12 protein-coding genes and 1 tRNA gene are annotated in these 12,646 nt (G+C 59.7%); 6 read left to right on the plus strand and 7 right to left on the minus strand.

The genetic code is table 11. The features are described 5' to 3' along the window. Window positions 1–95 precede the first annotated feature (95 nt). Window positions 96–167 (minus strand) — tRNA-Asn (locus tag HMPREF2857_RS00035). Between the two features lie 276 nt (window positions 168–443). Between HMPREF2857_RS00035 and HMPREF2857_RS00040 the strand changes: the two genes are divergently transcribed. Together HMPREF2857_RS00040 and HMPREF2857_RS00045 are read left to right on the plus strand one after the other, a co-directional pair. Continuing rightward, window positions 444–1,601: an S-(hydroxymethyl)mycothiol dehydrogenase gene (locus tag HMPREF2857_RS00040; RefSeq protein ID WP_070642184.1), complete on the plus strand. Its 1,158-nt coding sequence runs from the start codon at window positions 444–446 to the stop codon at window positions 1,599–1,601. Beyond that, window positions 1,598–2,230 carry an MBL fold metallo-hydrolase gene (locus tag HMPREF2857_RS00045; protein WP_070642011.1) on the plus strand — a complete coding sequence of 211 codons (633 nt, stop codon included), beginning with the start codon at window positions 1,598–1,600 and terminating at the stop codon, window positions 2,228–2,230. The genes HMPREF2857_RS00040 and HMPREF2857_RS00045 overlap by 4 nt, the downstream gene beginning before the upstream one ends. Before the next feature lie 14 nt (window positions 2,231–2,244). Here the strand turns inward: HMPREF2857_RS00045 and dnaG are convergent, their stop codons facing one another. Beyond that, window positions 2,245–4,176 carry a DNA primase gene (dnaG, locus tag HMPREF2857_RS00050; protein ID WP_080969560.1) on the minus strand — a complete coding sequence of 644 codons (1,932 nt, stop codon included), beginning with the start codon at window positions 4,174–4,176 and terminating at the stop codon, window positions 2,245–2,247. A 119-nt stretch (window positions 4,177–4,295) separates the two neighbouring features. Here dnaG and HMPREF2857_RS00055 point away from each other — a divergent pair, with 119 nt between their 5' ends. Next, window positions 4,296–4,814, plus strand: coding sequence for a guanyl-specific ribonuclease (locus HMPREF2857_RS00055; protein ID WP_070642014.1), 519 nt, complete (start codon window positions 4,296–4,298; stop codon window positions 4,812–4,814). Between the two features lie 26 nt (window positions 4,815–4,840). Here HMPREF2857_RS00055 and HMPREF2857_RS00060 read toward each other — a convergent pair whose 3' ends face one another. Continuing rightward, window positions 4,841–5,536, minus strand: coding sequence for a GAP family protein (locus HMPREF2857_RS00060; protein WP_016423104.1), 696 nt, complete (start codon window positions 5,534–5,536; stop codon window positions 4,841–4,843). Window positions 5,537–5,620: 84 nt separating this feature from the next. Here HMPREF2857_RS00060 and HMPREF2857_RS00065 point away from each other — a divergent pair, with 84 nt between their 5' ends. Next, window positions 5,621–6,196, plus strand: coding sequence for a TetR/AcrR family transcriptional regulator (locus HMPREF2857_RS00065; RefSeq protein WP_070642017.1), 576 nt, complete (start codon window positions 5,621–5,623; stop codon window positions 6,194–6,196). A gap of 15 nt (window positions 6,197–6,211) precedes the next feature. On the opposite strand, the gene HMPREF2857_RS00070 is transcribed toward HMPREF2857_RS00065, so the two are convergent. Further along, on the minus strand, window positions 6,212–7,504 hold the full coding sequence (locus HMPREF2857_RS00070) for a deoxyguanosinetriphosphate triphosphohydrolase (protein ID WP_048732682.1): 1,293 nt from the start codon (window positions 7,502–7,504) through the stop codon (window positions 6,212–6,214). Window positions 7,505–7,532: 28 nt separating this feature from the next. On the opposite strand from HMPREF2857_RS00070, the gene HMPREF2857_RS00075 reads away from it, so the two are divergent. Continuing rightward, complete coding sequence (locus tag HMPREF2857_RS00075; RefSeq protein ID WP_246819556.1) at window positions 7,533–9,566, plus strand: TPM domain-containing protein; 2,034 nt, start codon at window positions 7,533–7,535, stop codon at window positions 9,564–9,566. Window positions 9,567–9,574: 8 nt separating this feature from the next. On the opposite strand, the gene HMPREF2857_RS00080 is transcribed toward HMPREF2857_RS00075, so the two are convergent. Genes HMPREF2857_RS00080 through HMPREF2857_RS00090 form a run of 3 tightly spaced genes read right to left on the minus strand, consistent with a single transcriptional unit; the run spans window position 9,575 to window position 11,933 of the window. Then, a complete protein-coding gene (locus HMPREF2857_RS00080; protein ID WP_049192874.1) occupies window positions 9,575–9,991 on the minus strand; it encodes a hypothetical protein in 417 nt (138 codons plus the stop codon). Beyond that, on the minus strand, window positions 9,979–10,548 hold the full coding sequence (locus HMPREF2857_RS00085) for a hypothetical protein (protein WP_070429158.1): 570 nt from the start codon (window positions 10,546–10,548) through the stop codon (window positions 9,979–9,981). Before HMPREF2857_RS00085 ends, HMPREF2857_RS00080 begins: the two co-directional genes overlap by 13 nt. Beyond that, a complete protein-coding gene (locus tag HMPREF2857_RS00090) occupies window positions 10,548–11,933 on the minus strand; it encodes a glycine--tRNA ligase (RefSeq protein ID WP_070642021.1) in 1,386 nt (461 codons plus the stop codon). Before HMPREF2857_RS00090 ends, HMPREF2857_RS00085 begins: the two co-directional genes overlap by 1 nt. 190 nt (window positions 11,934–12,123) lie before the next feature. Between HMPREF2857_RS00090 and HMPREF2857_RS00095 the strand changes: the two genes are divergently transcribed. Further along, window positions 12,124–12,618: a Fur family transcriptional regulator gene (locus HMPREF2857_RS00095; protein WP_070642024.1), complete on the plus strand. Its 495-nt coding sequence runs from the start codon at window positions 12,124–12,126 to the stop codon at window positions 12,616–12,618. The last annotated feature ends 28 nt before the right edge of the window (window positions 12,619–12,646 follow it).

Below are 12,646 nucleotides of genomic sequence, written 5' to 3' on the forward strand. Positions count from 1 at the left end.
CCCGGAAAAGACACACTTTTCTTTACTTAACCCTCTTCTTCGTCTTCTTAAACGAAAACCAGGCCAGAGAAAAACTCTCTGACCTGGCTTAATTGCTCCTCCAGCTGGACTCGAACCAGCAACCCTTCGATTAACAGTCGAATGCTCTGCCATTGAGCTATGGAGGAATATCCACCGCACAGAACCGGCTAAACCGAACTTCGGCCATGCCGTTCCTTGCGACGGATAGATACTTTACCCAGACCCCTTGAAACTCACAAATCGCCAGGTCAAAGGTCAATTTAGACCTTCTTTTCCCACACGTCATGACACCGTTGTGAGTTCTCAGAGCCACGCAATCCACACAATCCACGCAACCTCGCACAGCGCCCACAAAGCTCCTACCAGTACTGAAAATGCTTTCCATCATGCACTTTTCATACCGCGTTCATACGATGGGGCTTATGTCTGAACAAACCAACGGAACCGAAAACACCGAGCAAACCGCACGCGTTGTTCGCGGCGTTATCGCACGCGAACAAGGCACACCTGTAGAACTTACTGATATCCACATCCCGTCCCCGGGCCTGAACGATGTCATTGTTGACATCCAGGCCTGCGGTGTCTGCCATACAGACCTGGCTTACCGCGACGGCGATATCACCGACGAGTACCCGTTCTTCCTCGGCCACGAGGCCGCAGGCGTGGTCTCCGAGATTGGCGAAGAGGTCACGCATGTTGCCGTCGGCGATTTCGTTGTCCTCAATTGGCGCGCCGTCTGTGGCGAGTGCCGCGCCTGCAAGCGCGGTGAGCCACAGTACTGCTTTAGCACTTTCAACGCCTCCAAGCCCATGACGCTTGCCGACGGCACCGTCCTCACCCCAGCACTTGGAATCGGCGCTTTTGCGGATGCCACCCTCGTCCACGAGGGTCAGTGCACCAAGGTCGATTCGGCAGCCGATCCGGCCGTTGCGGGCCTGCTGGGCTGCGGTGTCATGGCCGGCATCGGTGCGGCTATTAACACCGGCGAGGTCAAGCGCGGTGAATCGGTAGCCGTCATCGGCTGCGGCGGCGTTGGTACCGCAGCTATCGCCGGTGCCAAGCTGGCCGGCGCTAGCAAGATTATTGCCATCGACATCTCGGACGAGAAGCTGGATACCGCCCGCGAATTCGGCGCGACCGAGACCATTAACTCTGCGGAGCTGGCTAAGAGCGATAAGGGCACCGGGGAAGAGGATCCCGTCGTTAAGCGAGTGCGTGAGCTGACCGACGGTTTCGGTGCTGACGTCGTGATTGATGCGGTCGGCCGTCCGGAAACCTACAAGCAGGCGTTCTACGCCCGTGACCTGGCTGGACGCGTTGTTCTGGTCGGCGTTCCGGCGCCGACAATGGAGCTGGATATCCCGCTGGCGGATGTGTTTAGCCGCGGTGGTGCGTTGAAGTCGTCCTGGTACGGCGACTGCCTGCCAGAGCGCGACTTCCCGATGCTGGTGGATCTGTCGTTGCAGAACCGCCTGCCACTAGAGGGCTTCGTGACGGAGCGCATTGGCATTGAGGATGTTGATGAGGCCTTCGAAACTATGAAGGCCGGTAAGGTACTGCGATCGGTGGTGACGCTGTGAACAAGGATTTGAGGGTTGACCACGTTCTCACGTCGGGCACGTTCTCGCTCGATGGTGGCACGTGGGACGTAGACAACAACGTATGGGTGCTCGGCGATGACCGTGAGGTCATTGTCATCGATGCGGCGCATGAGGCGCAGCCGATTATTGATGCGGTGGATGGCCGCAAGGTAAAGGCGATTGTATGCACCCACGCGCACAACGACCACATCACTGTGGCCCCTGAACTGCAGGAGAAGCTCGACGCTCCCCTGCTCGTCCACCCGGGCGACCAGATGCTGTGGGATCAGTCCTGGCCGGACCTGGCGCACGAGGATCTCGCGCATGGTCAGCGCCTGGAGATTGCAGGCACGGAGGTTGTCATTATTAACACTCCGGGTCACTCCCCTGGCTCGTGCTGCCTGTACGTGCCGGAGGCCGCGGAGCTGTTCTCTGGTGACACGCTGTTTTCCGGCGGTCCGGGGGCGACCGGTCGGTCCTACTCGGATTTCGACACGATTATTAACTCTATCCGCGACAACCTGCTGACTCTGCCTGCGGAAACGACTGTCCGCACGGGTCATGGCGACCACACGACGATTGGCCGCGAGGCTCCGCACTTGGAAGAGTGGATTCGCCGCGGCTACTAGTCGCTAGCCACTAGCTACTCAAACACGACCTTGACCGCCTCTGCTTGCAGTTCGCGGCGGTACTGCTCCATCGCGAGCAGGTCCGCGAACAGCGAGTTGTAGGCGGTTTCGTCGTCTGAGGGGCGCATTCGTGAGAGCATCGCCTTCAGCTGTGCAATTTGGTCACCGACCCACACCTCCTGCAACCGCGCCAGAATCGCCTGCGCATACGGGCGCAGCGTCTCTGCATCGACGGCGATTTGCTCCACGCCCAGCTCAGTCACGAGATGCTTGACGACGTCCTCCCGCGCCTGATCCATAATTGCGGTCGCCCAACTATGTGGCTGTGTGGCCGCTTCCCCGCAGGCACCACCTGCAGCCATGATGGCATCGAATACCGCCCGGTAGGTCGGATGCCCAAAGGTCTCGGGTGCGAGCGCATCGAATACCGGGCCGGTGGTGGCGGGCTCTTGAATTGCCAACTTGAGAGCCTCACGCTGCGCATAGAGCACAGGGTCCCGCGGGTTTGGATACGGCAGTGCCGGGTTGCGCCGGCGCCGCGCTTCCTCTGCCTCTTCGCGGGCACGGGCCTCTTCTTGGCGACGCTGGTAGGGAGTGCGCTTTTCATTCTGTGGCCGACTGGCCTCCTCGCGGACGCGCTGCACCAGCTCGGCTTCATCATTCCAGCCAATCCAGCCGGCAACTTCGCGGGCATACTCATCGCGCAACGCCGCGTCCTTGAGCTGGGCCAGGACAGGCACCACTCGGCGCAGCCCGGAGACCCTGCCATTAGCGGTGGTCAGGTCATAGTCGGCCAGAAGTGTGCGGAGGACAAATTCGATCAATGGCCGTCGTGAAGCAACGAGATCGCGGACTGCGGCCTCGCCCTTCTTCTGGCGCAGATCACACGGATCCATGCCGTCCGGCGCGACCGCGACGTAGGACTGGCCGGTGAAGTTCTGCTCCCCCTCGAAGGCGCGCATGGCGGCCTTTTGCCCTGCCTCGTCGCCGTCGAAGGTGTAGATGAGTTCGCCGCGGAAGAAGTTGTCGTCGAGCATGAGACGACGCAGCAGCTGGAGGTGCTCCTCGCCGAAAGCGGTGCCACAGGACGCGACGGCTGTGGTCACGCCCGAGGCGTGCATGGCCATGACGTCGGTGTAGCCCTCCACGATTACAGCCTGATGACCAGCGGCAATATCCTTCTTTGCCAGATCCAGGCCGAAGAGGACCTTGGACTTCTTGTACAGCATGGTCTCGGGCGTGTTCATGTACTTGCCCAGATTGTCATCGTCGAAAAGCTTGCGGGCACCAAAACCGATGACATCGCCGGACATATTGCGGATCGGCCACATGAGACGACGGTGAAAACGATCGATCGGCCCCATGCGCCCCATCTTGGAAAGACCCGCCTTATCCAGCTCCTCGAAGCTAAAGCCCAGGCGCTGCAGGTGCTTGGTTAGAGTGTCCCAGCCGGCTGGCGAGTAACCACAGCCGAACTGGGCCGCGTGCTCGGCGGTGAAGCCGCGGTTTTCCAGAAACTCGCGCGCGGGCGCTGCCGCTGGCGTGGAGAACTGTTCGCGGTAGAACTTCTGTGCCTCGCGGTTTGCGGCGATGAGACGCTGTCGGGTTCCCGGTTCCTCGCGACGGCCCGTGCCGCCGCCCTCATAGTTAATGTGGAAGCCAATTTTCTCCGCACAGGCTTCGACAGCCTCCGGGAACGACAGGTGTTCCATCTCCATGAGGAAGCTGAATACATCACCGCCCTTGCCGGTGGAAAAGCAGTGGTAGTAGCCATGATTGGGGCGTACGTGGAACGACGGCGTGCGCTCGTCTTTAAAAGGCGAAAGCCCTTTCAGAGAATCCGCGCCAGCCGGTTTGAGGTTCACGTATTCTGCAACGATCTCCTCAATCGGAGTCCGTTCGCGGATTGCCGCGATATCGGAGTCCGGAATTCTTCCCCTAGCCATGAAAATAACCTTACCCAACCCGTCCAATCGACTCCGCCGTAGAGGTTTCGCTTACCGACGAGCCGCCCGCGCCCAGCCCATAACGTGCCGGCGGCGACCGATATGGAAAGATACTAGCCATGGCTGAGTGGAAGAAGATTGCGAGCGGCGTAGGCGCTGCCGCCCTGGTGCTGGCTGGTAGTTATTTCGGGCTCGATGGCGGAGACCAGAACTCTACGGCATCCGAGAACTCACAGGGGTCGCAGAATACCGAAACGCAGACTTCCGCTGCGCCCAGCGCGAAACCAGGCCCTAAACCTGGCCCCAACTCGGGCAGCAATAAGGCTGGCACCAAGGGTGCTACCTGCGCAGTAGATACCCTGCCGCAGGAGGCCGACGATGTTATCGACCGCATCCTGACCGACCAGGACCACATCTATTCGCGGCACGACGGCAAGCACTTCGGCAACTACGAGGGACGCCTGCCGAAGGAGCGCGGTGACTACTACCGCGAATACACCGTGACCACCCCGGGCAATTCCAGCCGCGGTGCACGCCGCATCGTTGTCGGCGGCGGTTCCGAAAACGATCCGGATGTCTGGTACTACACCGATGACCACTATGAGAGCTTCTGCGAAATTCCTGACGCGGAGGACTGAGCCAAAGTATTACTGCGGAATCAGCGCTACCCGATAAAACCGAGTTGATTTGCGCTTCGGGCAACAAGAACGATGCCAATTATTGCTGCCACCCACAAAACAGTGACCTTTGTTTCATATTCCAACCGGGGGATAACACTCACTACCCGGTTATAGACCTTGTCTCCGAAGGCCGCGAAGAGCACTCCAACAATGACTGCGGGCGAAATCATCACTACACAGTAGAGCGCAAGGATAAGCAGTTGCACTGCGAAAGGCACTGCCATCGATTCAATAATTCCGATTGCCGCCAAGTACGGCAACATCGTACCGACCTCGACAACTGCTGCCGCTAAGGCCAACCCCACCATCGCTGGGAGACCGGCAGAACCTTTTTTAGTGTCCTCCGACCGAGATTCAAGTATCTCTTCGACAGTCCGTTTCTTGGGATTCGGTGCCAGGATTCCGTAAGCAGCTAACAGAATACCCAAGACCATCATCACCCAACTGAACCAAGTGTTGGATGCAATGCCCGAGACTGCGTCTAAAGCCTGACGCAGGCCGAAAAAGAGCGCGATGCCAACCGCAAAGTAGGACAAGACAATTGTCCCTAAATAAGTAACGTATTCGGCACCCCTCATCCTCCGCCAGACGATGAGCAGCACTACTGGAATCAGCAGGGTTCCAGCACTGAGACTGTCAAGAAGCGCAAGCCCCACAAGAACAAGATAGTCCATCTCCATCACTCCCTCGTACATTCGTATAGTAAACTATCATACAGTCGTACGGGAAGTGGCGCGAATGAAACCCCAAAGGAGTTTTAGGATATGAGCATGATGTCACCTCAAGAAAAAGCCATTTCCGATGCAGCAATCAAAGTAATTGTTAACCAGGGGTTCGACGTTGTCAGCGTTCGAAAAGTGGCTCAACAGGCGGGCGTAGCCCCTGGAACAGTGCAGTATTTTATGGGCACGAAAGACGAACTACTCAGCAGGGCACTTCTGCGCTCGGCAGCACGACAGCATGAAAGAGTCTCGTCGCTACGCTTTCAATCGAATACCTCGCCGCTAGAACAGCTCCACCGCTCCCTGCTCGAACTACTCCCCATCGGCCCAATACAGCGCGAAGACGCAGCACTGTGGGTTATCCTCGGTGCCGCTGCATCAACACGCAAAGTCCTGGCCCAGGAGTACCAGAACGAACTCAGTAGATTCCAGGACCATCTCATTTCAGCACTGTCCGCCGCAGACGTCCCTGGAGGTCTAGCTCAGACGGCCCGGCTCATCACAGCTATCGTAAATGGACTAGCCCTCGATTACATGCATGCGAAGCCCGACGCAGAGACTACGAAGGCGCTTTCCGATGACCTCAGTAGTAGCCTTCAGCGGATACTTCAAAAATAGTAATCGCTGACAGCACTACCCCCACGCCGCAGCCACACCAGCAATCTGGCGATCAAGCCGCTCTACACGCGATTCCGTCATCGACGCTAGCTGATCAACGATAACCCGCAGCCGCGCTTGGTCACTCTCCGCCCGGGAATAGAGCCACTGGAACATCGGATCAAGCGTCCCTGGAGCACCTTCCTGCAGATACTCGGCCACCCGGAAAAGACGATCGCGTTCACGCTCCTGACGGCGAATATGACGCGGAAGATCCATCACATACAGCACGGCGATGGTCTTCAGCATGGTGACCTCCGCCAGAATCGAGCTGGGCACGGCGAGGTCCGCGTCGTAACGCCCGAGCGGAAGCGTCGACCCGGAGGCAGCACGCGTACCCGCGACGGAAGCCGTGACGAAACGGCCGACCAGCTCCGAGGTCATCCGTTTCAGCGCGACCAGCGAGCGCAGCGAACCATCATAGGACGCCGCAGCTGATACCACCGGCAAGCTGGCAAGACGCCCGGCAGCCTCGACGAGCTCCGCTGGATCGCCACCAAATGCGGCAGCACCCTTGTCAGCGAGCGCGGCCAGTTCCACTGTGTCCCACAGAACACCCAGGTCAACGCGGCCAGAGACGATGCCATCCTCGACATCGTGGACGGAATAGGCGACATCGTCAGACCAGTCCATGATCTGCGCCTCAAGACACTGCTTGCCGTGCGGAACGCCCTGGCGAATCCACTGCAGGATCGCAGCATCTTCCTGGTAGGCGCCGTACTTGTGGCGGAGCTGACCATCGGGACCGATCGGTGTCCACGGGTACTTACAAGCCGCATCGAGCGCCGCCCGAGTGAGATTGAGTCCACAGGGCTCACCTGTACCATCGAGCACCTTCGGCTCGAGGCGAGTGAGAATACGCAGCGTCTGCGCGTTGCCCTCGAACCCGCCGCAACCAGCGGCAATCTCGTTGAGGGCACGCTCGCCGTTGTGGCCATACGGCGGATGCCCGATGTCATGGGTCAGGCCGGCCAGCTCTGCGAGATCCTCATCTGCACCCAACTCGCTGGCGATTCCGCGGGAAATCTGCGCGACCTCCAGCGAGTGAGTCAGGCGCGTGCGCGGAGTATCACCCTCCCCTGGCCCCACAACCTGGGTTTTGTCAGCCAGCCTGCGCAGCGCTGCGGAGTGCAGGACGCGGGCGCGATCTCGCGCAAACGCCGCCCGGTGGGTTTCCAAGGACTGCACCCCGGGCAGCAATGACTGCTTCGGAGACTCCTCGACAATACGAGCGAGTTCAAAAGATGAATACGAAAATTTACCGGCCACGTAATTATTGTTACGTATCCTTGTAGATATGTCTGACAGGAATCGCGTGTTTCGCCCCCTTTACCTTGCTGCATCGGGTGCTTTCCTCGGCCTGAGCATGCCGCTAATTACTGCCGCGCTACCGGCACAGCCACCGGTTCACGCACCTGCTTCGCTGCTGGCACTCACACCGTCAGCACCACTGTCGCACGCCGAGGCACCGACAGATGTGTCGGGCGAGGTGGCTGATCTCGCAGGTGTGCTGAGCAGCGGCGATGAAGCTCGTCTGAAGGAGCAGATTCAGCAACTCAAGACCGACAAGCGACTCCTGTTCTCGGTGTTTTATATCAAGAGCTTCGACGGCATTCAGGGCCAGCAGTGGGCACAGCAGGCCTGGGAACACCTCGGAGCTGCCGACAACCGCGGTGTCATCGTCGTCGCTGTGGAAGACCGAAACCTCGGCGCTTTCGTCGGAGACTCCTTCCCCCGCAACGCGGAGGCCATCAACAGAGCAGCTCAAGGGCAGTTGTTAGAGGATGACAACTGGGCAGCTGCGGGTGAAGCTGCCATCGCCGAGGCAGGCGGTGGCAGCGGCTCCGCCGGTGGGTGGGCACTCGGCGCCGGCCTCGGTGGTGCCGCCGTTGTCGGTGGCGCCACCTGGGCCGTGGGCCGCCGCAATAAGAAGAAGCGCGATGAGGAGGAGATCGCTCGTGGCCGCAACATCGACCCCAGGGATGTCTCTTCGCTGGACTCGCTGAGCACCAGCTCGCTCGATGTTCTTGCGCACGATGAGATTGTCAGTACCGATGAGTCCATTCGCAAAGCCCGCACCGAGCTCGACCTCGCCCGCGCTGAGTTCGGCACCGAACGCATCCGCAGCTTCGACAACGCACTGAAGCACTCTCAGTCCACGCTCGAGCGTGCGTTTGCACTTCGCCAACAGCTTGACGACGGCTCCGTGACCGACGAAATCGAGCGCCGCAGTGTCCTGCTGGAGATTATCTCCACCTGTGGTGTTGCGGATGACCAGCTCGACGGCGAGGCCGCAAACTTCCAGAAACTCCGCCAGGAGTTAATGAATGCTGAAGCGACCATTTCAAAGCTCACTCAGCGAAGTGTCGAGCTGCGCTCACGTATGCCGCGTGCCGGCGAAATTCTCGACGGTCTGCGCGCACGTTACGAAGAGCAGATGCTCAGCTCTGTGACCGACAATATCGACATGGCCACGGAGCACCTGAATCAGGCTGACCAGTCAATGTCTGAGGCCCGCCGCATCGCGGACCTACCTGCCGGTGAGCAAGGTGGTCTGGTCGATGCGCTGTCGGCCACCGACTTTGCGCTCACACAGGCAGAGAGTCTTCTGGAGGCCATTGAACACGCCGATAGCGATATTCACGCTGCAGTCGCTGGACTGGCTTCCCTTATCGCCGAGGTCCGCGGTGAAATCGATGAGGCCTCGCACCTGATGTCGGCACCGCAAGGCGCAAACATCAACCGCGAGCGTCTCAATGCGGCCATCGAAGCAGGCCGTGAAGCACTCGGTGTGGCAGCCAATAAGTCCGAAGTGGATCCACTGAGTTCCTGGACCGCACTGACCGATGCCGATGAGCTACTCGACGAAGCCCTCGACTCCGCTCGAGACAAGGCCGCGTCGTTCGCCCGCGCTACCGCTACTTTGCAGCACAGCATGCAGGATGCCGACAATCACATTCGCGCCGCGGCTGACTTAATTGCTACCCGCCGCCGTGTGGTTGGCGCTGAGGCTCGCACTCGCCTCGCGGAGGCGCAGCGTGCTTACGGCTCTGCCCAGGGCTTGGCCAACAACGATCCGCGAAAGGCGTTGGCCTACGCACGTCGTGCGCGCAAGCTCGCGGCTGAGGCCGCTGACTTGGCTCGCCGTGACATCCGCCGCTACCAGGATCAGCGCCGCGGTGGCGGCAGCAACGGTTCGATGGTCGCCGGCATGGTGCTAGGCAGCATGCTCAGCAACAACAGCGGCTTTGGTGGCAGTATCGGCGGATTCGGCGGTTTCGGCGGAGGTTCGAGCCGACCAGGCGGCTCCGGCAGCACAATGGGCTTCTAGATTCCCGCCTAGATTCGCATCTGGCGTGGTCCATCCACAGACCACGTCGCCAGAGCGGCGGCAATCAGCCAGTCTTCGAAACTCCCCCGGAAGTCTCCTTTCTGGGCATAGACACCAAATACCCCTCGGCCTAGGCTGTCCTCTCTGACGATTCGGGCGAGCTCATAGCCTGGCCGCTCGATGTCGAAGACCGTGCGAATTCCCCGTCCTTCTCTGTTTAGGACGAAAGAATCCCCCTCATCCGGATTCGTCATCACTAGCGCGTTCGTGCTAAAAAAGCGGGCTTTCACCTGCCAGCCACGCCCTTGTGGCGAGGTGATCCAGAAAGCACTAAAGACCCCGTCCTGACAGCTCCAGCCGTCGGACAGGGTCTTTTTGTTCTCGTCGTAAACGACGCCGTCTGCAATAGTTGCTACACGATCCACACCCAAATCATATAGGCAATCAGCAAGAGCAAGCAGACAGTGAGAATCCAGGTAGAGGAAACCATGCGGGACTCCAGCACTCGACGAGCACTGTAGACCAGGAAGATCTTCTCCTCTTCCGGCAGCGCACGGCCCTCATCGGTGTCGAACTGCACCTCTGCGTGGCGCACGCCACGGGACGCACCGGTAAACTGGCCCCACTTCTCGCCGGTCTTCGCATTCTCGATGACGTAGTTCGTCGATCCCTCGCACACCAGCTTGCCTTCAGGACGATCCGGCCCAAAGGTCACTGAAAGCTGCTTGGCTCGCGAAATCTTGTCACGGTCAGCAGCAACGGTCGAGAACACGCGGCCGTCGGGAAGCGTGGCGGAAACACGGTGATTAGCAGAGGCATCAATGACCCACTCCCCTTCCGGGGTGTTGAGGCGATCGCCCTGCTCATCACGGATGTACGTGCCGACTTCGGTGCTTTCCTTCAGAATCGGCCAGGTTTGCTCGGATTTTTCCCGAGAGCCGTCGCCGAGACTATAGGATTCCCAAAAAACTTCTTCGGCCATTAGCAGCCCACCAGGCGAGCTGCGAGGTAGCCTTCCAGCTCGTCAATCTTGACGCGCTCCTGCTCCATGGTGTCGCGGTCACGGACGGTCACAGCGTTGTCCTCGAGAGTATCGAAGTCAACGGTGACACAGAACGGAGTACCGATCTCATCCTGGCGACGGTAACGACGGCCGATAGCACCGGAGGTGTCGTAATCGACGGCCCAGTACTGGCGCAGCTTGTCGGCGACAGCCTCAGCAGTCGGAGTCAGGGTGTCCTTCTTCGACAGCGGCAAAACAGCAACCTTAACCGGCGACAGACGCGGGTCCAGCTTCAGCACAGTACGGGTGTCGGTGCCGCCCTTTGCGTTCGGCACCTCTTCCTCGGTGTAGGCATCACACAGGAAGGCCATCAGGGCGCGGGTCAGACCGAAGGACGGCTCAATGACGAACGGAACGTACTTTTCGCCGGTGACCTGGTCGTGGTAACGCAGGTCTTCCTTGGAGTGCTCGATGTGGCAGCCGAGGTCGTAGTCCGTACGGTTGGCGACCCCCATCAGCTCGCCCCACTCGTTGCCCTGGAAGTGGAAACGGTACTCGAAGTCGATTGTGCGTGCAGAGTAGTGAGCGCGCTCGTCCTTCGGAACGTCGAACTGACGCATGTTCTCCGGGTTAACGCCCAGGTCAATGAACCAGTTCCAGCAGGCGTCGACCCACTCATCGAACTTCTCTTCCGCCTGATCCGGTGCGACGAAGTACTCGATCTCCATCTGTTCGAACTCGCGGGTACGGAAGATGAAGTTACCCGGGGTGATCTCGTTGCGGAATGCCTTACCGGTCTGGCCGATACCGAACGGTGGCTTCAGGCGAGCTGTGGTCATAACGTTCTTGAAGTTGACGAAGATACCCTGAGCGGTCTCCGGGCGCATGTAGTGCAGGCCCTGCTCATTGTCGACCGGGCCGAGGAAGGTCTTCATCAGACCGGAGAACATCTGCGGCTCGGTCCAGTTGCCCGGCTGACCGGTCTCCGGGTCCGGAACGTCTGCCAAACCATTGGCCGGCGGGTGACCGTGCTTGGCCTCGTAGGCCTCCAGCAGGTGGTCAGCGCGGTAGCGCTTGTGGGTGTGCAGGGACTCCACCAGCGGGTCGGTGAAGGTAGCGACGTGGCCGGAAGCTTCCCAGACCTGGCGCGGCAGGATAATGGAGGAATCCAGGCCGACGACATCCTTACGGCCGGTGACGAAGGTCTTCCACCACTGGCGCTTGATGTTTTCCTTCAGCTCCACACCCAGGGGACCGTAATCCCATGCCGAGCGGGTACCGCCGTAAATTTCACCACACGGGTAAACGAACCCCCTGCGCTTACACAGGTTGGCGACGGTATCGACAACTGACTTAGGTGCCACGGTCTAGACCACTCCTTATAAATGGCTTCGCATCGCACACCACACGCCTTTTCCGGGCACACAATTCAGCCCGTTCCGTGCGGCGAACGACATATTGAAAAGCAAAATGTACTGACCCCAACAGGCCAGTTAAAAGTTCCCCTATACTCTAGCGCATCTTGTCCAACCGATACCGGGTAGTGTCGGTTACATGGCTGGCGAAGATATGCACGAAGTTAGTTCTGGCGAAAACCCACGTGGTACGGGCTCCCCCGCTAGCACCGGGGCACACGCCCCCGCGCGGCCGGCCGCAACCCGCATCGGCCAGCGCAGTACTCGCCAACGCCGCGCCGTCGTGTCGATTATGAGTGAGGCCCCTAATTTTCGCTCCGCTGCTGACATTCATAAGTCGCTGACGGAACGTGGGGACAAGGTCGGCTTGACGACGGTTTATCGGACGCTCCAGTCCCTTGCAGAAATGGACATTGTCGATGTTCTGCACAATGCCTCCGGAGAGGCTCTCTACCGGCTGTGCGGTGACCACCACCATCATCACCTGGTCTGCACCGATTGCGGCAGCACCGTTGAAGTCGCCGGCGGCCCTGTCGAGCAGTGGGCTCACAGCCTTGCGGAGGAGCACGGTTTTAATCTGACCGGGCACACTGCTGAGGTCTTCGGCCTGTGTAGGGACTGCCAGAAGAAGTAGCCCGGGCTCCCCCCCCCCTAAAAAAATA

This window comes from Corynebacterium sp. HMSC076C10 (genome assembly GCF_001812455.1).
Taxonomy (GTDB): Bacteria; Actinomycetota; Actinomycetes; order Mycobacteriales; family Mycobacteriaceae; genus Corynebacterium; species Corynebacterium jeikeium_D.